Here is a 16,539-nt window from a genome sequence, read left to right as displayed (position 1 = left end):
GTCAACAGCCGGGGAGAACCGCAACTGTCGGCACAAGCGCAATTAGGATTCCCCGCGAGTGGGAAGCAATGGAAGGGAATGTTGCCCACCGTTCAGACGCAAGGCTTGAAGATGTGCAACGGAAATGGCAAAACACAGTTTTATCCAGTGGGATTACTTCCGACACCACGCACAAGCGATCACAAGCCGCCCGTCTCGCCCCGCGCTATGACGAGAAAAAACGGATGCATTCGAAACGACAAATTGAGCAATATTCCTACGATACTCGGGGAGCATTGCCAATTAAGACCTGGCAAGACTTCCCTACTCAATCCCCGGTTTGTAGCCGAAATGATGGGCTTTCCTACGGACTGGACGGAATTACCTTCCCGAAATGGCGAAAAGAATCGATCAAAGCCTACGGCAATGCGATAGTGCCGCAGGTGGCGTATCGGATATTCGAAACGATTAATGAATATGAAAATTACCATGCCGAGCAAATTTTCAAAATAGTTTAACCGCCTCCGGGCATAACATTATAAGCTATGATTTTAAGATTTAGAGAAGGTTCCGCGCTTCATGCCGAATTAAAGCGGATGTACGATGTGCGCGAAGCCACGTACAAAGAGGCATGCGACATTATCGAAGAGTTGGTCGGCGAGCGACCGGAAGGATTCGGATACCTATGGGGCTGGGGTTTCACCTGTGCATGGGATCCGTACACGGTCGCATTTAAAGACGGTTTTGTTCCCGATCCCAAATTGATGTCGGAAAATACGGAAGAATCGACCCGTGAGCATAAAGTGTACAAAATACTTATAACCACCCAAAAAGGCCGGGAAGCGTCGGATAAATTCAAGAGATTCTACAATTCCATTACCTCCAACAGTCTGGAAAAGTTGGGTTTGCCTCTTCATGCAGAAAGTCGGTATTTCTATTTCATGCCCAGCAAGGATGAAGTCGGGTACTACCTCGCGGTTGGCAATAGTATAGCCGATGTGCTGAAAAATAACGTCGATATCACGATTGAATTACCGGAATGATTATCAATACAATTAAACCGAAAACCGATGACAATCTTACCGCCCATCTGCCGGGCATTGGCAATGGGACTGAATGAAGAATTTGAGAAAATGAGAACAGCAAAAGAAGCGGCCAGAGAGTATGCCGAAACATTATGGAATAGAAAATCCACCCTTGAATGGGATGTCAGCCGTGATGCCTGCAAATCTCGTTCTGAGCGAGATTTCCTCGCAGGCGAAGAGTTTGGTTATCGCAGGGGTTTTGCCGATGCCTGGCGATGGATTCCGGCGAGCGAGCAACTTCCGGAAGAAGGACGGAAGGTGTTGGTGAAAGAGGAATCTATATCCCCTAACACCGACGAAACCGCAAAAACAAACATAAAAGGGTATGAATTAGCGGTGTGGAATGGATGTGAATGGCAATTGGAGTACATAGATAAACCGACTCACTGGCGGCCCATTGAACGAGTAAATGAATAAGGGTATGAAATACATTTTATTGATTATCACCGCCCTACTCGTTATCATCCTGATTCGGGTAGAGCACATAGCGGACAGGATTCCGGAAATACGGTTTGATTCCATTATAGTCGATCCGCCGCCGGAAATTAAAAGGACTACACCGATTATCCGTTCGGATTGGGATTTATTCATCGAAGCCCTGATCTACGTCGAAAGCAAAGGAAACGAACGGGCCGTAGGTAAAAACGACGATGGCGGAGTACTGCAAATACGGCCCATCGCCGTAAAGGAAGCCAACCGTATCATAGGGTTTGACAAATTCGTCGATTCCGACCGTTTCGACCGCCTAAAATCCATCGAAATATGGGAAACGATACAAGAATACCACAATCCTGGGAAATCATTCGAAAAGGCCTTAAAACTCCATAACCCCAACGGTGGGGAAGAATATTCAGACAAAGTAATGAACAAATACAAGCAACTCAAACATGATAACTATTAAATCGCTCGCAAAGAAGCTGGAAATTGCCGAGATCCGCATCTGGTTTTTGATTCGGCAGCGGATTATCAAGACCACGAAGAAAGGAACTGATATTTTGGTCGATGAATCGGAGGTATATGGCTACCTGCAAAAACGCCCCGAACTATGGGATAAATGGAAGATAGACTATGAATACTGCCAGACTCACAAGATAGCATAAAAAAGCAAGGACTCCCCCGAAAGTTCGTCCCTGCCAACGTCCGCCCAGACATCCTCAAAGATATAAATTTTATATTGAAAAACATGACGACACCTTCAATAAAAAGAAGACGAGGCGGCAGACGCGACGACTCAACGGTTCACATTAACTTCACAAGGAAAGAACTGATAGACGAACTTCGGCGGGTGGAGTTCTATTGCAAGGTGGTAGACCGGCGGGCTCGAATCAAAGAACGCAGGATGAAAAAATAAAGCTGATACTTGCATAATGTCCCGGAACTATTGACCTTTGCGAAAACAGATTATTCTATGGCTGGAACGTCTGATTTACTACGGGAGATCGCCGACATGCTCGATGCGGGATTCTTCAAAAACATAACCGAGGATGATCTCGACAGGGCGAAAAGGGTGATTATGGCATTTCGGGATGTCAAAGTTGATTATGAGCAGGCGAAACGAATCACCGGCAAGTCCGATTCGGCTTTCAACGCTAAAATATCACGATCCGGGATACCCGTCTGCAAGGAACGGCTATACAGGTACAGCGATATGGTTAAGATCAAAAATAAAGAGGTTTGACTATTGATAGTGCCCCAGGGCGGATACGACAAGCACTTCAACCGTTTCCTCGTTTATCCGATATATCAACCTGTGTTCCGAACTTAGCCGCCGAGACCAAAAACCGCTATATTCATGTTTGAGTTGTTCAGGGTTGCCTATTCCCGTTTGGGGATGATCTTCAAGCTCGATAAATATTTGTTCGATACGCCTGGTAATCGCTCTATTGCCGCTCTTATGATGCTTTTGCAGATCTTTGCGGGCCTTATCTTTTACGATTATTTTATATTGTCCCATAGTGACTTGCTTGGATCATAAATAATTCCTTCTCCGGCTTTGCCTGCTTCGTATTCCTTGATACGGCGGGACAGTTCGGCGATATTTCGCGGATCGTCGAACCAGGGATCGCCTGAAGGGGATGGATTAAGACTGATACCGTCGCTAACCACTAACTCAATAAGTTTACGCCCGCGCTTCACAAATACGCGGGTATGTTCGGCCATGTCAAAGTATTTTTTTTGATTGTTCCGAAACTCCGAAGGGCTAATAGTAATTGCATCCATAATCTTTTTCATTTGTACACACTTTTGTACGTTTTCTTGTACAAATATAGTGCCTTTTATTGAGCAATGCAAATTTGTGTGGGTTTTCAGAACCAAGCTACCATCCGATGGCGGCCTTTTTCTTATCCACTAACCAAACTAAATGCTGGCAATAGATTTAACTATTTCTACTTTCATGCCCAGCGCATTGATAATTTTATAAAACATTCCCGCGCTGGGGTTGATAATGCCGTTTTCTACACGGGAAATGTAAGACTTTGTGACATTGATACGATTTGCGAGTTCTGATTGCGTTATTTTCGCTTCCTTCCTCGCATCGTGCAATATCTGTCCCGCATAAAAAGTGTATGCGTTTTCTTCGGCTTGTCTCCGTTTCGAAGTGCCGACCTTCCCGAACTTCTCATCCAAAACAGCGTCGTAATCCACAATCTGATGATTATTTGTCTCCATAATAAGCCTTTTTTATTTTTATCGCTTTCTCAATTTCGCTTGTCGGCGTTTTCTGTGTTTTCTTGTGAAATCCGTTAAACAATACGACTATCGATCCTTCTTCAAAAATAAAAAACACACGATAAATATTGCTGTTGTATTCGATTCGCAATTCATAAATATCATCCCTTAGCAACTTAACAAACTTTTTCGATAGTCTTTCTTGGGTTTGCAGGAGTAGTAGCCCGTACTGGATTTTCTCTTGCACCTTATTGCTTAGGGTTTCCATAAACCGCTCAAAATACCCTCCATATGTTATTATTCTACGTCTCACGTTGCAAATGTAATACAAAGTTTCAATTTATTGAAACTTTTTTTTTGTTTTTTTTGTTTGGTATTTAAAAAATAGTTCTTTATATTTGTAATGCTTAACATTTCGACGAGGCGGACTGACTAACCGCCTTCATATTTTAAGGGCGGCTTTTTTGTACCCCAGGATTTAGCGGTTACGTACCCCCGTGTAACGTCTGTAATAGACTTACAGCCTCGTCAAGGTGTTAAGCAGCGGGAAAGGCGTAACCGCTTTTTTATGCCTAACAAAATGCTTAACACCATGACAAACAACACAATCTATGCCAGCCATCATTCTGATTGCGGGTGTATTCTCGAACAATTAACGGACTCATTATCCGTTTACAAAGTTTCCAAGCGAGGCAATGAATCGCTGCTTTGCATCAAGAGCAGTCATGACGAAATCACCGTTACCCTTCGCCATGCAAAATTACTTCTCGAATCCCTTTCCCGTCTCATCGAAGACCGCACCATCACCGGCCCGCAACCGGTCTACAACTTCAGAGAATGCGTTAATGCTGGTAGAATCGTTAAAAGGGGGTAGCCATGAAAACATCTGATTTGCGAGACATTATGCGTATAGCTTGGCAACTTGTACGTAAAAATGGCTTCACAATGTCCGAAGCCCTGAAAACCGCTTGGCTTAATTTCAAGCTCAAGATGAAAATGAGATACGGAATCGTCAAGTTCTACTACCAGAAAATATCCGGTGAGATTCGTGAGGCATACGGCACTTTGCGCGCCGATCTTATGCCTCAGACAAAAGGTGCGGATCGCAAGCCCAATCCAACTGTTCAGGTCTATTATGATTCGGAACGCGAAGAATACCGCTGTTTCAAGATTGCCAACCTTATAAAAATCGCGTAGCCATGAACACACAAATATTCCAGTACAACGACAATCCGGTGACTTTCCGACTGGATAACGGGCTTACCTATGTGTCGGCCACTGAAATGGCAAAACCGTTCGGCAAGCGGCCAAATGATTATTTGTCGTTACCATCTACAAATGAATTAGTTAAGGCCATTACCAGAAAATCTGGTATTGCTGAAAATCAACTAATTAAAATAAATCGCGGTGGTCTTAATCCCGCCACCTGGCTCCACGAAGACGTAGCCCTTGATTTTGCACAATGGTTGAGTGTAGATTTTCGTCTTTGGTGTCTTGACAGGCTTAAAGAACTGCTGAAGTACGGCATCACAGCCACACAGCCGACCATAGAGGCTATCATTGACGATCCGGATAATGCGATCAAGCTGCTTACGGCGTTGAAGCAAGAGCGGGCCGAGAAGGAGCGCCTTGCCGAAGAAAACAGACTGGCAAACGAGCAAATCGAAAAGGCCGCGCCGATGGTGCAATATTACAATAAAGTATTGCAATCGGACAGCTTGATTACAACAAACCTGATAGCCGATCAATTAGGCGTTAGCGCAAGGCGGCTAAACGACATGCTGGTGAAGCGCGGTATTATATACCGGCAAAGCGATACCTACGTACTGTATGCGAAATACCGGGGCCAGGGATACGAAGGTTATAGGACGCATACTTACATCAGCAGCACGACCGGACAACAGTTCACCAAACAGCATCTATACTGGACGGAAAAGGGCCGCGAATTCATCTACAACCTGTTTCACGATGACCGAGTATGAATATACGGCCCTGGACGTAATCAAACGTATGGGCGAAGACGAAGTATTCCGCCGGGAATTGTTGCTGCTGATAAACGAGCTGCTTTGCATGTTGAAAAACGCATGTGAAAAATCGAATTAATTTTACATTTATACAACTGTAAACCAGGCATTTTATACTATTTTGCAAAGGGGTGGTGCGCTGTGCCGCCCCTTTCTATTTTTGTTCCATAGCGCTATCGGTAACGGCCCCACGTAAGCGGGCCGAAAATTAATAATCAATCAATAACTATGGACAAAGATATTTTTATGTTCGGCGACGGCGGGTCTAAGGGATCTGACATCATGGCGATGATTCCGGCGCTGATGCAGAACAAGGGTATGGACCCGAACCTCGTTGCGGCCCTGATGAACGGTAACAACAACCGGAATGGTTTCGGCGGGGACGGATGCTGGTGGATCTGGATTATCCTGCTGTTCTTCTGCTGGGGCGGCTTCGGCGGCAACGGTTTTGGCAACAATGGCGCTAACGGTCTTCCGGCACAACTTAACAACGATGCGGGTCGTGAATTGCTGATGAATGCAATTCAGGGCAACGGCGCAGCGATCAACCAACTGGCCGCCTCGCTGAACTGTTCGACAACGCAGCTTCAGGGCGCGATTTGCAGCCTTCAGGGATCGGTGGATAAAATCGGCGGTCAGATCGGAATGAGCGGACAGCAGATTATCAACTCCATTCAGTCTATGGGCTGTCAGATCGGCAACCAGATTGCCGAATGTTGCTGCAACGTCCGCCAGGACATCGTGAAAATGGGCTACGAGAATCAGCTCGCGACGATCAACCAGACCAATGCGCTGCAATCTACGGCCAACACGCAGTTCAACATCATCGGAGCGAAGATCGACGCACAGACGCAGATCATCAACGATAAGTTCTGCTGGCTGGAAAAAGCCCGTTTGCAGGATCGTATCGACGAACTCAGCCGCGAGAACTCACAGCTTGCTACGGCAGCCAGCTTGCAGTACCAGACTGCGAATATCGTCAGCCAACTCAAAGCCCCGGCACCGGTTCCGGCTTACATGGTTCAGAATCCGAATTGTTGCTACACGCCTACGGTGGCCGTTGCTTCGTCTCCGTTTTGCGGATGCGCTGCGAATGCCGTAATCTAAGCAAAAAGGAGGTGATTATGTATCCAAGAGCAGACTTTAGAGTTGTTTTTCCGGGATCGTTTATCCCCAGAGTGGATGTAGGCGGGATTTATGAACTCCGGACTAACGCAGTACAGATTACCGATGCTTCGGTGGACTACGGGATTTCCCCTATCTGTTACAATGCTTTGCCATGCAAAAGCGTGGTCTTGCTCAGTGTACATGCAGATGCGCCGGCGGGAGGCGAGTCCCTTCCGGTAACAATCGCAGTGCCGAACAACGGCCAGTCTACGGTTTCCAGTGCCGATACTACCACGGGAACAACGAAAATTCCGGTAGTAGATAGCAAGAACAGTAATGTCACGGGAGCCGATGTTACGGGGAGCACCGAACGCCTTGCCTATATCGATAAGCGAAACGGCATAATCCGTTTTCTGGAATTTACAGCAAGAGCGGCCCCCGCGCCGACTGCATCCGCTGAACCTGCAGCAAGTAAAAATTCAAAGTAAAAAAAAAACGAAAGCGCAGGGAGGCAATCCCCCTGGGCTTTCCTAAAAATTAAAAATCATGTTCCAAAATTTGAGAAAAGGATCATCTGTATATGTGCTCGACACACGGGAAACTCCGAAATTCTATACGGCGGCTGTCAAGGAGGTCGGCGTGCCGTACTATCCGCAGCCGACACCCGGACAACTGACGCCCTTCCAGCAGCAGTACATCAATATTACTATTGAGAACAACGAACCCTGGGGAGTGCCGGTTAATCTGGATGTCGTATCGAAGGATGGGCTTACCGTCTCCATGACGCGCGAAGGTCTGATGCCAGCTATCACAGCGGCGCAGAAAGAGAGTTCGGATATCATCAATTCGTTCGAACGTCACAAAGCGAACCTGGCAGCCTACGATCAGATTTTAAAGGATCTCGATCCTTCCTATGCGAAAGCGAAGGCTCAGGACGAAGAGATCAAGCGTCTGAACAACGAATTGAGCGAAATAAAGAGTATCATTCGTTCGGTTCCGAGCCTGGAGGATATAAAGGGCCTTTTCGATAAACAAGGAACACCAAAAACAGCTAAATGATTATGAGTTGGAATGGTATGGTAATCGGACGCGCTCACGGAGGCAGCGAACGAGAAGACGTGGATTATATGCTCGATGAAGCCTATGAAAAAGGCCGCGAGGATATGCGTCGAGAAATGATGGACAGCGGTCGATATGGAGATCGTTCAGACTATCCGCGCGGGGACTATGAAATGCGCCGCATGGATGGGGAGGGCTACGGAGATCGCCGCGGAGTCAAGGGTACCGGGCCGTATGCCGGTGAATACAGGCGTAGAAGGTATTAGGTTATGGGACGGCTTGATGTTTACGAAGCATTGCCGGAAGGTATGAGAGAATACCTCTCCAATCACGGCTGGCATTTCAGTAAAAAGCTGGCCGAGTACGCGACCCATCCTTCGCGGATGAAGAATGCCGACGGCACGTCGCACCACTGGGATCACGAACAGGTGAAACAGGCCCTTGAACGTAATGGGATTACGGTCGAGAAAGCAAAGGAATACGATTGTATGTACGTTGCGAATATGGCCTATTCGGATTTCTATCCGAAACCTTTGGCTTCCGAGGCTGCTGTATTGCAGTACGTGAAAGCCTACATCGATGATCCGGACGGGTACGACGGCATTGCGCTCACCCGCTATTATGCGGACTGCATAGGCAAGGGAGAACCTCTCGCCTGGGAAGAATTCCTGTAACCGGCGGGGCACTCCGAATAGTATGCGGAGTGCCCTTATTTTATTCAATTTAGAATCAATATCATGGAAGATACAGAACTGAAACAGTACATCTTGGATTATGCTAAATCCATCGCCAAAGGGGATGAAGACGTGCTGGCGGTCGCCGGACGCGTATCCGACTTCATCGAAGGCAAAGAAGACCGGTGTAAGGGGTGTACCCTTGTGCAATGGCTTTGGCTGATTTTATACCTGAATGTCGATGTCCTTTTAAGCAAGGACGATCAGGAGGACGAACCTAAAAAGACGAAGAAATGAACGAGTATGCCCAAAGATTATTGGCCGGAGAAAGTCTTCGGTCGGTCATCGGCAGCATGGATCCCCGCGACCATCGGCGGTTGTTGGAGTATGTGGATAAAGAAGCCACTTTTCTACCCAGATTCGTGCGCCGGAAGATGTGCAAGCGAATAAAAAAGTACATCGAAGAATGATTACCGCAGAAGTGCACATCCGCGAGTACGCCTGGGAGCTAAGGATCTATCTCGCCGTGACTTGTTACTATACGGACGAGATCATGGACTCCCTGGCCCGGATCGGCTGTCCGCCTGAGATCATGGACAGGGCTTACGACAACATGACCCAATGTGCATTGGATACGGGATTGACCTATTCGAATTCGCACCGGTCGGTCATGGTCGTGGCCCTCAGTTCGTCTCCGGCTCAGTTTTTAAACTCATTCGAGCATGAATTAAGGCATTTGACCGATCACATTGCCATTGTCGAAGGGCTTAAAATAGGCGGCGAAGACGTGGCCTATCTGACCGGCGATCTAAATTCCCTGCTATGGGAATACATACATCCTTTCGTTTGTTGCAAATGTAAAAGCCATTGATATGCGTGATGAAAAAGACTCCTGCGAAGTACAGGAACGAAAAGACAGGATCGACGAATTGCTCAAAGACCTGGAGGCAGAACTTCCCCAGCCTAAATTCGAACAGATAAAGGAAGAACTGTTTATGTTGCTGGGATAGCATACCGGCAAAGACTTAATTTGCGCCGTCCGGAAGAGTCTTCCACCGTCTTTTCAGATTGAGCAATATCCGTTCCTCACCGATGCGTTTTCTGCGGAGTCGGTAGTATCTCCATTGGTAGTAGGTTGATACAGGCCAGAACAAGTTGATAGATATGTCTTTGCAATTAAGTTCTTTTGCATACAAATTGGCCGTTTTAATGGATGTCGCCATGATCGCTTGCAAGACCGCTGATTTACATGCTTCGGACATCAACTCGCCCATCGTCTCGGTTAATTTCTCCAGTGCAATAATGGTGTTATTGAGTTCGATTGCTGTATATTCAGAAATAGCTTCCTGTAATGATTGCGAATATTCTTCGCAGGGGATGTCAATGTGTTGTTCCATGATACTATTTTTCATATTCACATTCACTCTTTTGTTACTTTCGTAATCATTGCCGTTGCTTTCGGGATCTCCGCGGATTCACATATCGAATCGTAAAATTCTTTTAATGCCTTTGCCGTATTATAAAAATATGAATCTCTCCCTGATTCCGCACGAATGCTATAAAATCGCCACAATGCTCGAATGGATCCACGACTTTCACACCTAAAGCAGAAGTAATGCCCTATAACCCCTTGACCGTTCCGACCTCGATACGGTCGATGGCCCCCGTCTCGAATAGTGCGTGTGCCTTTTCGAGACTACATGCGTCTATTTGATATGTTTTATTTCCCATAATCGCAACTATTTCCTTTCTTTCACCTCCAGCACTGTCCCGCATTTCGGGCAGGTGATCGTGTTCCTCGGTTGCGGGGCGAAAAGCTCCGTAACCGGCACGTCAAGAGCGGTGGCAATTTTTCGCAATGTCGTGATGGTAGTATTTCCGTTTATTGCCTTCGATAATCCGACACGAGAAATGCCGATTCTTTCGGCTAAATCCGTTTGTGTCATCCCTTTACTCTTGAGAATCTTGGCAATTCTAAATTCATTATCCATAATGTAAACATATTGTTAGGCGTCACAAAGATATAAATTATACTTAATGTATGCAAATTATCATTTAATGATAAAAAAAAGTTGTCAAAATATTTGTATGAATGAATAATTATTGTTTGCTTTGTATTGTTAAAAGATAACAACAAGTTTACAACAATTAAACGATACGACAATGAAAATAAGAAGATCAACCCCTAAAGTTAGTCGTGAGGCGGCGATAAAAATTGCCATGAACACAAACGGCATATCATACAAAATCGCTGTGAAGTACACTGATAGCGAATTGAAAGAAGTTTTGCGCCTGCTTAAACTAAAAGCTAATTTTTAAAACTGAAGCTGTGAAAACAACCGATTTAAAACAGATTATGATAATGGCGTGGCGTTTTTGGCATACCACACGCCGCGCATTTGGCGACTGCCTAAGACTGGCATGGCAGAATTTCAAAATTGTGCGTCGCATGCAAACTGACGTGGTCAAATTTTATTTTCAGAAGGTCGATGGGTCAATACGTGAAGCATGGGGTACACTGCGCGAGGATATCGTGTCTCCCGTAAATGGTAATCCTCATCACAAGAAAAACGATACGGTACAGGTATATTTTGACACAGAACGTCAAGAGTGGCGGTGCTTTAAACGGCTAAATCTTGTGGGTTAATTAGTAAATGTTATTCTACGAAAAAGAGTGATAAGATTTGCATAATGTGCCGGACGTATTGACCTTTGCAATGTAAGGTATTACGCCTATGTTTCAGGAAATATCGGAACTTAAATATGTCAAGTCCTTAAAGCGGGACGCCATCGAAAAGGAAGCTCGACTGAGTAAGCCGAAATTATCGGATCTCTCGTCGATCCCTTTGCTTTATGATGAGTTCAGACGAATTGTAGCCGATGACAAAAACCAGTCTAAACGGGCCGGTAGGTTGAAGAAACAATTCGTATTTATCATTCTATATCTATATTCTCCTGCCGCCCTTGCAGGTGGCAAAATCGGTACAGGTGTTCGCAATGAGCTTCAGATGTTATTTCAATATAAATCCCCCGCAGCGATCAGCAATATCGGGGCGAATGCGGCATTCTGGTATTCACAATACCGAGATTTCCGGAAACAGGTAGAGTCGGTATTTGTCCGGCTTATGGAATGGTATAACGATAGGATAAAAACGGATAGTTAAATGGCGAAGGGATTGACGATAAAACAGGAGAAGTTCTGTAACAAATACCTCGAATGCGGTAACGCGTCCGAGGCGTATCGCTTTGCCTATGACTGCTCGAACATGAGCGAAGAAACGATTTGGAAAAGGTCAGGAGAATTACTCCATAACGGGGCAGTAACGGGGCGGATAGATTATCTCAAAAGCCACCTTGCCGAGGCGGCGGGCATTTCAGCTCTCCAGATTGTTCGTGAGCACCAGAAGATCGCATTCTCCGATGCTACCCGTATTCGAAGTGGATGGATGTCGCTCAAGGAGTTTGAAGTCCTTACGGAAGATGAAAAAGCGTGTATCAAGTCGGTTGAGACTAAACAAACCAAGCGCGTTACTGATGAGGGGGAGATCATTATTGACGAACAAGTAAAAATCGTTTGTTATGACAAACAGAAATCGCTCGATAGTATCGTGAATATGCTTGGTTATAATGCACCTTCAAAAATAGCCAATACGGACAGTAAAGGGAACGACATCCCGCAACCTACGTTAAGTACAGACAGATTGCTCCAGTTGATAAAAGAAGGAAAGACGGATGGATGATTATTCGAAGGTGGGCGACCTGCTGGTCAAAGAGGGATCTCTGACATTTGCCGCTACGATGTTTGAGGCGGTGAATAGGAGACCCTTTCTGATATCTCAGCATCATCGGGAAATTTGTCGGAAACTGGATCAAGTACTCCGAGGCGAACACCCCACCAATCGACTAATACTGAACATCCCACCGCGCCACTCAAAAACGGAATTGGCAGTGGTAGCCTTCACTGCGATGGGCTTTGCCATCAATCCGCATTCGGAATTCATGCACCTATCCAGTAGCGATGAGCTTACGACCCGCAATGCGACGAATATCCGCCGAATCATGGAAGACCCAAACTATCGGGCTTTTTTCCCGCACGTCGAGCTATCGAATAACGCAAAGGGAAGTATATCTACATCGGGTGGCGGAGTATTCTATGCAGCGCCTTTTATGGGGCAAATTACGGGGTTCGGATGTGGCAAGCTAGGAGCGGAAGTATTTAGCGGATCTATGAATATCGATGACCCTATGAAAGCTCAAGATGCCTTTTCGACTACGATCAAACGTCGGATTGGGGGGCTGTGGACATCTACATTCAAGAACCGCCTTAACGATACGCGCACGCCGGTCATCGTGACTGCTCAGAGGCTTGCTCCGGACGATTTCTGCGGGTACCTGTTGGATACGGAGGGAACTATTGAAGAAGGTGGCGAATGGGATGTTGTGTTATTCCCGGCCATCGTAGATGATGGATTGTCTACCGAGCATGCGCTATGGGAGGCCCGTTTCCCTTTGAAGAAACTGAAAGCCTATCGAGAAGCGGACGAATTTACTTTCAATACGCAATATATGCAAGATCCCAAGCCCGCCGAAGGGCTGATGTACCGGGAGTTCAAAACATACGAGATAATACCTTATGCGCGGGATTCTGTGCGTAAAGCCTATGTGGATACGGCGGATACCGGCGACGATTATCTGTGCGCTATCTGTTATGTGGAACAGCCCGAAGGTATTTACGTGATCGATGTGCTTTATACGAAAAAACCGATGGAATACACGGAAACCGCGACCGCCGAAATGCTTTCCAAGCATCAGATCGACGTGGTGAATATCGAGAGTAACAATGGGGGGCGCGGTTTCTCCCGGAATGTAGAAAAACAATGCCGCCTGATGGGAAATAGTAAGACCCGTATTTCGTGGTTCGCTCAGACCGCGAATAAACAGGTGCGGATATTCACGAAGTCGGCAGACGTGAACAATATTATTTATTTCCCAATCGGATGGGATCGAAGGTGGCCGGATTTCTACCAGGCCATTGCTGGGTATATGAAAGAAGGCCGGAATGCTCACGATGATGCGCCGGATGCACTGACCGGATGCGTGGAGAAAAGGGATAAGTCGCGTAAAAAAAACACATATACAAAAGAGGATTTAGGGTTATTTTAACGTCTTATTTATGGAATACTTTGGGAATCTTTGGAAAACAATTAAGAATATCAGCCTGAATGCCATCGGAGTCAAAAGGACGCTTGATGAACTTATTCGTGATGGGGATGTGTCTAAGGCGATGACCTTATTCCAGAATAGGGACAATGAGGTCGATCAGGCTATTATGGAATACAATCCCGAAACGCACGAAGTCATGTTTCGGAAAAATAAGATAAGGAAGAACCGGGAGCCGTATAAAGTTGAGAAATTGCCACGGGCCTGGCAGCGGCATATCAATGAAGTCGCGCTATATTTCCTTTTGGCAAATCCGATCAAATGGAGCAAGGAGGATGTGAATCGATATGAAGACGCATTTACCGCCTACAACAAATTTTTAGCATCGACCCGGTTCAATACCACCATGCGTCAAGCCAAAAGGATTGCCGGTGCAGAAACGGAATGCGCCAAACTGTATCATATTTATCGCAATGAAGAGACATTTGCGCCGGAAGTGAAGGTGGTTTTATTGGCAAGATCATTAGGGCATACTTTACGTCCCATGTTCGACCAATACCACAATCTGATAGCCTTTGGATACGGCTACTATCTCAGGGAGAATGGGGTTACGATAGAGCATTTCGACATCCAGACTTCTGCCAATATAATCAAATGCAAACGATCTTTCCGTTCTTTGAATTGGGATATTGAGACTACACCGAACCCTTCTGGTAAAATCAATGTCATTTATTATCGACAAGAGAAGGAGTGGGATGGTGCGGAATTACGTATCAATCGGGACGAAATGATTGACTCAAAGGCTGCTGATGTCAATAATTATTTTGCTGATCCGATTGTGAAAATATCAGCAGACATATATGATTCATTGGTGGATCCTGAAATGGTCGGGAAAGTGCTCCAATGCGACGGTGAAAACAGTGTTTTCGAATACGTTACACCTCCGACGGCCTCTGATATGAAAGAGGGAGAAAAGAAGGTTTTAAAGGAATCGATTCATCAGGATACTATGACTCCAAAGTTCGACTATGAAAGTATGCTGGGATTAGGGACTCTCTCCGGTGATGCTTTGAAAAGGGCAATGATTCTGGGCTATATGAAGCGACAGAATCGCATGGAGATATATGACGAACTTGTTGACCGAGAAAAGAATCTTATCATTGCTATAATGGCTAATGTAACTCACGTCCATCTAAGAGACTCTCTTTTGAAAATGCAGATTACTCACGAATTTGCGGAACCTTTTAACGAAGATGTACAACAGCAATGGAGCGCGATAGGCAGTCTTTATCGGGATGGCGTTATATCTCTTGAAACCGCGATACAAAAACTTGGACTCGCTCCAGATCGGGAAAATGAGATACAAAGGATAAAATTAGAACGAAGTACATCCAGTTCTATTCAGGAAAATATTACTGTATCTGAGACAGAAAAGTAGTTGTACATATTGTAAATGGATAACAGTCCAGAATCCCTGGGCTGTTAAATGTATTAATGTTCGTATATATCACCGAACTTTGTTTCTATGAAAAACACACGGAAGACACAGCCAACTTGAAGCCCTACTAATGGCAAGTTGCTACCGGAAGATCGCAATACATGTACATTTGTTACATCGGGAGTAACACATTCGGGTAATTTTGGTATTATTTTACTTTTATGTAATGGTTCCATGCCGAAACCATGCCTCCCAGATTTTCTGATTTCTTCCCATCCTAACTCAGACAGCTTATGCAATCTGATTAAAAAGTCAATAAAAAAATCTGCTTTGTTACAACTTTTAATAGATTTGTCGGATAAGTATCTAAAACAAAACAAGGGATAGTCATCTTCGATTATTTTCTGAATGGCAATTGTTTTGGGAGTACTATTCTCCTTGATTAAGGATTTGTTGTTGCTATTGCTTTTTTTCTTTTTAGACATTTTACTTCAGGCGCTTCTTGAAAAATGTTCGCATCTTATTTTTTTCAATAACATTGCCCTTCCCGATATTCGTCGACTTCCAGGGCATTTCGTTATGGGTTAGATTCATTAGACCAATAGCTGAATAAACTCCATAAACTTTATATACTTCATTAAAAAGTTTTTCTTCTTCAGGTGTCAATGCAAGTACGTTTCCACTATATGAGATTCCCTTATTCCCATTATCTTGGAATCGCTCATACATGGAAGGGACTACCGGCCCGTACATCCATGCTTCAATATCTTCTTCAAATAACGGCTCATTAAAATAGGCTAAATGGAATCCTTGCATGTAATACAACAGCTTTTGCAGTTTTAAGTTGGAAATTAATTCCCCACTGTCATCAGAAGATCCTCTTGCTAAAATCTTATTAGCAATATCTAAAACGGGGTACGACATAGTATTATAGTTTAAAATATTCTTTTATGCTTTCGATATCCATTCGCATACTATTAAAATCAGCACGCAATCTGCCAACCTCATTTTTGATTTCTGCAATATCCGTAGCGTGATTCTCGCATTTCTTCAGCCGATTATTGAGCTTCTCAAACCTACCACGCAATATCCAGACAATAACGGCGCAAACCAGCACAATTATAATGTTAATATAGCTCTCTAACACCCAAGACCAAACAATTTTAGCCATTGTGTAATGCTGTTTGCTGTTTGTAAATTTTAATTATCACAAAGTTAATAAACAAATTTTTTACTTCAAATATAAAACGATCTTTTTGCATAGTTATTATATAAAATAGGGGAACCCCTGAAATCCATAAATATGGTATCCCCAAAGACTATATCAGGCGTTAAATTTGATA

At 44.9% G+C, this 16,539-nt stretch carries 31 protein-coding genes and 2 pseudogenes; 23 read left to right on the top strand and 10 right to left on the bottom strand.

Features of this window, described 5'->3' with window-relative positions:
* The 5 genes and pseudogenes from PGR91_RS03365 to PGR91_RS03345 form a co-directional block, all read left to right on the top strand.
* Nucleotides 1-497, top strand: a pseudogene (locus tag PGR91_RS03365) (hypothetical protein); the annotation flags it as partial.
* A gap of 27 nt (nucleotides 498-524) precedes the next feature.
* A complete protein-coding gene (locus PGR91_RS03360; protein ID WP_147387363.1) occupies nucleotides 525-1,022 on the top strand; it encodes a hypothetical protein in 498 nt (165 codons plus the stop codon).
* 27 nt (nucleotides 1,023-1,049) lie between these two features.
* Complete coding sequence (locus PGR91_RS03355; RefSeq protein ID WP_118655687.1) at nucleotides 1,050-1,481, top strand: DUF551 domain-containing protein; 432 nt, start codon at nucleotides 1,050-1,052, stop codon at nucleotides 1,479-1,481.
* 4 nt (nucleotides 1,482-1,485) lie between these two features.
* Nucleotides 1,486-1,965, top strand: a complete 480-nt coding sequence (locus tag PGR91_RS03350) for a transglycosylase SLT domain-containing protein (protein WP_147387362.1) — start codon at nucleotides 1,486-1,488, stop codon at nucleotides 1,963-1,965.
* Nucleotides 1,966-2,472: 507 nt separating this feature from the next.
* Nucleotides 2,473-2,742, top strand: coding sequence for a hypothetical protein (locus PGR91_RS03345; RefSeq protein ID WP_118655681.1), 270 nt, complete (start codon nucleotides 2,473-2,475; stop codon nucleotides 2,740-2,742).
* Here the strand turns inward: PGR91_RS03345 and PGR91_RS03340 are convergent, their stop codons facing one another.
* The 4 genes from PGR91_RS03340 to PGR91_RS03325 form a co-directional block, all read right to left on the bottom strand.
* Nucleotides 2,743-3,018, bottom strand: coding sequence for a Txe/YoeB family addiction module toxin (locus PGR91_RS03340; RefSeq protein WP_118655679.1), 276 nt, complete (start codon nucleotides 3,016-3,018; stop codon nucleotides 2,743-2,745).
* A complete protein-coding gene (locus PGR91_RS03335; RefSeq protein ID WP_118655677.1) occupies nucleotides 3,000-3,296 on the bottom strand; it encodes a hypothetical protein in 297 nt (98 codons plus the stop codon). Before PGR91_RS03335 ends, PGR91_RS03340 begins: the two co-directional genes overlap by 19 nt.
* 126 nt (nucleotides 3,297-3,422) lie before the next feature.
* Nucleotides 3,423-3,734, bottom strand: a complete 312-nt coding sequence (locus PGR91_RS03330) for a helix-turn-helix domain-containing protein (RefSeq protein ID WP_118655675.1) — start codon at nucleotides 3,732-3,734, stop codon at nucleotides 3,423-3,425.
* Complete coding sequence (locus PGR91_RS03325) at nucleotides 3,721-4,002, bottom strand: type II toxin-antitoxin system RelE/ParE family toxin (protein ID WP_118655673.1); 282 nt, start codon at nucleotides 4,000-4,002, stop codon at nucleotides 3,721-3,723. The genes PGR91_RS03330 and PGR91_RS03325 overlap by 14 nt, the downstream gene beginning before the upstream one ends.
* A 324-nt stretch (nucleotides 4,003-4,326) precedes the next feature.
* On the opposite strand from PGR91_RS03325, the gene PGR91_RS03320 reads away from it, so the two are divergent.
* From PGR91_RS03320 to PGR91_RS03265, 12 genes are all read left to right on the top strand, one after another.
* A complete protein-coding gene (locus PGR91_RS03320) occupies nucleotides 4,327-4,608 on the top strand; it encodes a hypothetical protein (protein WP_147387361.1) in 282 nt (93 codons plus the stop codon).
* Nucleotides 4,609-4,610: 2 nt separating this feature from the next.
* A complete protein-coding gene (locus PGR91_RS03315; protein WP_118655671.1) occupies nucleotides 4,611-4,931 on the top strand; it encodes an SH3 beta-barrel fold-containing protein in 321 nt (106 codons plus the stop codon).
* 2 nt (nucleotides 4,932-4,933) lie between these two features.
* Nucleotides 4,934-5,716: a phage antirepressor KilAC domain-containing protein gene (locus PGR91_RS03310; RefSeq protein ID WP_118655669.1), complete on the top strand. Its 783-nt coding sequence runs from the start codon at nucleotides 4,934-4,936 to the stop codon at nucleotides 5,714-5,716.
* Nucleotides 5,703-5,837, top strand: a complete 135-nt coding sequence (locus tag PGR91_RS03305; protein WP_259336707.1) for a hypothetical protein — start codon at nucleotides 5,703-5,705, stop codon at nucleotides 5,835-5,837. Before PGR91_RS03310 ends, PGR91_RS03305 begins: the two co-directional genes overlap by 14 nt.
* Nucleotides 5,838-5,986: 149 nt before the next feature.
* Nucleotides 5,987-6,865 (top strand): hypothetical protein, encoded by an 879-nt coding sequence (locus PGR91_RS03300; RefSeq protein ID WP_182424199.1) that lies wholly within the window; start codon nucleotides 5,987-5,989, stop codon nucleotides 6,863-6,865.
* A gap of 17 nt (nucleotides 6,866-6,882) precedes the next feature.
* Complete coding sequence (locus PGR91_RS03295) at nucleotides 6,883-7,353, top strand: hypothetical protein (protein ID WP_118655667.1); 471 nt, start codon at nucleotides 6,883-6,885, stop codon at nucleotides 7,351-7,353.
* Nucleotides 7,354-7,423: 70 nt separating this feature from the next.
* On the top strand, nucleotides 7,424-7,924 hold the full coding sequence (locus PGR91_RS03290) for a hypothetical protein (RefSeq protein ID WP_147387360.1): 501 nt from the start codon (nucleotides 7,424-7,426) through the stop codon (nucleotides 7,922-7,924).
* A gap of 2 nt (nucleotides 7,925-7,926) precedes the next feature.
* The gene (locus PGR91_RS03285; protein WP_147387359.1) at nucleotides 7,927-8,190 is read left to right on the top strand and encodes a hypothetical protein; all 264 of its coding nucleotides are present in this window, start codon (nucleotides 7,927-7,929) and stop codon (nucleotides 8,188-8,190) included.
* Between the two features lie 3 nt (nucleotides 8,191-8,193).
* Nucleotides 8,194-8,598, top strand: a complete 405-nt coding sequence (locus PGR91_RS03280) for a hypothetical protein (RefSeq protein ID WP_118655661.1) — start codon at nucleotides 8,194-8,196, stop codon at nucleotides 8,596-8,598.
* Nucleotides 8,599-8,661: 63 nt separating this feature from the next.
* Complete coding sequence (locus PGR91_RS03275) at nucleotides 8,662-8,895, top strand: hypothetical protein (RefSeq protein WP_118655659.1); 234 nt, start codon at nucleotides 8,662-8,664, stop codon at nucleotides 8,893-8,895.
* A gap of 169 nt (nucleotides 8,896-9,064) precedes the next feature.
* The gene (locus tag PGR91_RS03270; RefSeq protein WP_270399142.1) at nucleotides 9,065-9,469 is read left to right on the top strand and encodes a hypothetical protein; all 405 of its coding nucleotides are present in this window, start codon (nucleotides 9,065-9,067) and stop codon (nucleotides 9,467-9,469) included.
* Between the two features lies 1 nt (nucleotide 9,470).
* Nucleotides 9,471-9,608, top strand: a complete 138-nt coding sequence (locus tag PGR91_RS03265) for a hypothetical protein (protein ID WP_270399141.1) — start codon at nucleotides 9,471-9,473, stop codon at nucleotides 9,606-9,608.
* Between the two features lie 15 nt (nucleotides 9,609-9,623).
* Here the strand turns inward: PGR91_RS03265 and PGR91_RS03260 are convergent, their stop codons facing one another.
* The 3 genes and pseudogenes from PGR91_RS03260 to PGR91_RS03250 all read right to left on the bottom strand — a co-directional run bounded on the left by PGR91_RS03260 (nucleotide 9,624) and on the right by PGR91_RS03250 (nucleotide 10,589).
* Complete coding sequence (locus tag PGR91_RS03260) at nucleotides 9,624-9,995, bottom strand: hypothetical protein (protein WP_270399140.1); 372 nt, start codon at nucleotides 9,993-9,995, stop codon at nucleotides 9,624-9,626.
* A gap of 226 nt (nucleotides 9,996-10,221) precedes the next feature.
* A pseudogene (locus tag PGR91_RS03255) lies at nucleotides 10,222-10,329 on the bottom strand (cell filamentation protein Fic); the annotation flags it as partial.
* An 8-nt stretch (nucleotides 10,330-10,337) separates the two neighbouring features.
* A complete protein-coding gene (locus tag PGR91_RS03250; RefSeq protein ID WP_270399139.1) occupies nucleotides 10,338-10,589 on the bottom strand; it encodes a helix-turn-helix domain-containing protein in 252 nt (83 codons plus the stop codon).
* 172 nt (nucleotides 10,590-10,761) lie between these two features.
* Between PGR91_RS03250 and PGR91_RS03245 the strand changes: the two genes are divergently transcribed.
* The 6 genes from PGR91_RS03245 (at nucleotide 10,762) to PGR91_RS03220 (ending at nucleotide 15,196) form a co-directional block, all read left to right on the top strand.
* The gene (locus PGR91_RS03245) at nucleotides 10,762-10,917 is read left to right on the top strand and encodes a hypothetical protein (protein ID WP_270399137.1); all 156 of its coding nucleotides are present in this window, start codon (nucleotides 10,762-10,764) and stop codon (nucleotides 10,915-10,917) included.
* Nucleotides 10,918-10,927: 10 nt separating this feature from the next.
* Nucleotides 10,928-11,245, top strand: coding sequence for an SH3 beta-barrel fold-containing protein (locus PGR91_RS03240; RefSeq protein ID WP_270399135.1), 318 nt, complete (start codon nucleotides 10,928-10,930; stop codon nucleotides 11,243-11,245).
* Nucleotides 11,246-11,333: 88 nt separating this feature from the next.
* Complete coding sequence (locus PGR91_RS03235) at nucleotides 11,334-11,762, top strand: hypothetical protein (RefSeq protein WP_270399134.1); 429 nt, start codon at nucleotides 11,334-11,336, stop codon at nucleotides 11,760-11,762.
* Entirely contained in the window at nucleotides 11,763-12,338 is a 576-nt protein-coding gene (locus PGR91_RS03230) for a terminase small subunit (RefSeq protein WP_118655653.1), read from the top strand. It begins immediately after the preceding gene.
* On the top strand, nucleotides 12,331-13,761 hold the full coding sequence (gene terL, locus PGR91_RS03225; RefSeq protein WP_270399133.1) for a phage terminase large subunit: 1,431 nt from the start codon (nucleotides 12,331-12,333) through the stop codon (nucleotides 13,759-13,761). The genes PGR91_RS03230 and terL overlap by 8 nt, the downstream gene beginning before the upstream one ends.
* A gap of 10 nt (nucleotides 13,762-13,771) precedes the next feature.
* The gene (locus tag PGR91_RS03220; protein WP_118655651.1) at nucleotides 13,772-15,196 is read left to right on the top strand and encodes a phage portal protein; all 1,425 of its coding nucleotides are present in this window, start codon (nucleotides 13,772-13,774) and stop codon (nucleotides 15,194-15,196) included.
* Between the two features lie 53 nt (nucleotides 15,197-15,249).
* On the opposite strand, the gene PGR91_RS03215 is transcribed toward PGR91_RS03220, so the two are convergent.
* Genes PGR91_RS03215 through PGR91_RS03205 form a run of 3 tightly spaced genes read right to left on the bottom strand, consistent with a single transcriptional unit; the run spans nucleotide 15,250 to nucleotide 16,367 of the window.
* Complete coding sequence (locus PGR91_RS03215) at nucleotides 15,250-15,681, bottom strand: hypothetical protein (RefSeq protein ID WP_220452152.1); 432 nt, start codon at nucleotides 15,679-15,681, stop codon at nucleotides 15,250-15,252.
* A 1-nt stretch (nucleotide 15,682) separates the two neighbouring features.
* The gene (locus tag PGR91_RS03210) at nucleotides 15,683-16,120 is read right to left on the bottom strand and encodes a Panacea domain-containing protein (protein ID WP_118655649.1); all 438 of its coding nucleotides are present in this window, start codon (nucleotides 16,118-16,120) and stop codon (nucleotides 15,683-15,685) included.
* A 4-nt stretch (nucleotides 16,121-16,124) separates the two neighbouring features.
* Nucleotides 16,125-16,367, bottom strand: coding sequence for a hypothetical protein (locus tag PGR91_RS03205; protein ID WP_118655647.1), 243 nt, complete (start codon nucleotides 16,365-16,367; stop codon nucleotides 16,125-16,127).
* Nucleotides 16,368-16,539 lie beyond the last annotated feature (172 nt).

Origin of the sequence: Candidatus Alistipes pullistercoris (assembly GCF_027665465.1) — a bacterium.
Lineage (GTDB): Bacteria > Bacteroidota > Bacteroidia > Bacteroidales > Rikenellaceae > Alistipes_A > Alistipes_A hominis.
This window is presented reverse-complemented; position numbering and strand designations above follow the sequence as displayed.

Bases quoted from the DNA above. Each gene is read 5' to 3' on its own strand.
- PGR91_RS03360 (WP_147387363.1), top strand. From the start codon at position 525: ATGATTTTAAGATTTAGAGAAGGTTCCGCGCTTCATGCCGAATTAAAG.
- PGR91_RS03355 (WP_118655687.1), top strand. From the start codon at position 1,050: ATGACAATCTTACCGCCCATCTGCCGGGCATTGGCAATGGGACTGAAT.
- PGR91_RS03350 (WP_147387362.1), top strand. From the start codon at position 1,486: ATGAAATACATTTTATTGATTATCACCGCCCTACTCGTTATCATCCTG.
- PGR91_RS03345 (WP_118655681.1), top strand. From the start codon at position 2,473: ATGGCTGGAACGTCTGATTTACTACGGGAGATCGCCGACATGCTCGAT.
- PGR91_RS03340 (WP_118655679.1), bottom strand. From the start codon at position 3,018: ATGGGACAATATAAAATAATCGTAAAAGATAAGGCCCGCAAAGATCTG.
- PGR91_RS03335 (WP_118655677.1), bottom strand. From the start codon at position 3,296: ATGAAAAAGATTATGGATGCAATTACTATTAGCCCTTCGGAGTTTCGG.
- PGR91_RS03330 (WP_118655675.1), bottom strand. From the start codon at position 3,734: ATGGAGACAAATAATCATCAGATTGTGGATTACGACGCTGTTTTGGAT.
- PGR91_RS03325 (WP_118655673.1), bottom strand. From the start codon at position 4,002: ATGGAAACCCTAAGCAATAAGGTGCAAGAGAAAATCCAGTACGGGCTA.
- PGR91_RS03320 (WP_147387361.1), top strand. From the start codon at position 4,327: ATGACAAACAACACAATCTATGCCAGCCATCATTCTGATTGCGGGTGT.
- PGR91_RS03315 (WP_118655671.1), top strand. From the start codon at position 4,611: ATGAAAACATCTGATTTGCGAGACATTATGCGTATAGCTTGGCAACTT.
- PGR91_RS03310 (WP_118655669.1), top strand. From the start codon at position 4,934: ATGAACACACAAATATTCCAGTACAACGACAATCCGGTGACTTTCCGA.
- PGR91_RS03305 (WP_259336707.1), top strand. From the start codon at position 5,703: ATGACCGAGTATGAATATACGGCCCTGGACGTAATCAAACGTATGGGC.
- PGR91_RS03300 (WP_182424199.1), top strand. From the start codon at position 5,987: ATGGACAAAGATATTTTTATGTTCGGCGACGGCGGGTCTAAGGGATCT.
- PGR91_RS03295 (WP_118655667.1), top strand. From the start codon at position 6,883: ATGTATCCAAGAGCAGACTTTAGAGTTGTTTTTCCGGGATCGTTTATC.
- PGR91_RS03285 (WP_147387359.1), top strand. From the start codon at position 7,927: ATGAGTTGGAATGGTATGGTAATCGGACGCGCTCACGGAGGCAGCGAA.
- PGR91_RS03280 (WP_118655661.1), top strand. From the start codon at position 8,194: ATGGGACGGCTTGATGTTTACGAAGCATTGCCGGAAGGTATGAGAGAA.
- PGR91_RS03275 (WP_118655659.1), top strand. From the start codon at position 8,662: ATGGAAGATACAGAACTGAAACAGTACATCTTGGATTATGCTAAATCC.
- PGR91_RS03270 (WP_270399142.1), top strand. From the start codon at position 9,065: ATGATTACCGCAGAAGTGCACATCCGCGAGTACGCCTGGGAGCTAAGG.
- PGR91_RS03265 (WP_270399141.1), top strand. From the start codon at position 9,471: ATGCGTGATGAAAAAGACTCCTGCGAAGTACAGGAACGAAAAGACAGG.
- PGR91_RS03260 (WP_270399140.1), bottom strand. From the start codon at position 9,995: ATGGAACAACACATTGACATCCCCTGCGAAGAATATTCGCAATCATTA.
- PGR91_RS03250 (WP_270399139.1), bottom strand. From the start codon at position 10,589: ATGGATAATGAATTTAGAATTGCCAAGATTCTCAAGAGTAAAGGGATG.
- PGR91_RS03245 (WP_270399137.1), top strand. From the start codon at position 10,762: ATGAAAATAAGAAGATCAACCCCTAAAGTTAGTCGTGAGGCGGCGATA.
- PGR91_RS03235 (WP_270399134.1), top strand. From the start codon at position 11,334: ATGTTTCAGGAAATATCGGAACTTAAATATGTCAAGTCCTTAAAGCGG.
- PGR91_RS03230 (WP_118655653.1), top strand. From the start codon at position 11,763: ATGGCGAAGGGATTGACGATAAAACAGGAGAAGTTCTGTAACAAATAC.
- terL (WP_270399133.1), top strand. From the start codon at position 12,331: ATGGATGATTATTCGAAGGTGGGCGACCTGCTGGTCAAAGAGGGATCT.
- PGR91_RS03220 (WP_118655651.1), top strand. From the start codon at position 13,772: ATGGAATACTTTGGGAATCTTTGGAAAACAATTAAGAATATCAGCCTG.
- PGR91_RS03215 (WP_220452152.1), bottom strand. From the start codon at position 15,681: ATGTCTAAAAAGAAAAAAAGCAATAGCAACAACAAATCCTTAATCAAG.
- PGR91_RS03210 (WP_118655649.1), bottom strand. From the start codon at position 16,120: ATGTCGTACCCCGTTTTAGATATTGCTAATAAGATTTTAGCAAGAGGA.
- PGR91_RS03205 (WP_118655647.1), bottom strand. From the start codon at position 16,367: ATGGCTAAAATTGTTTGGTCTTGGGTGTTAGAGAGCTATATTAACATT.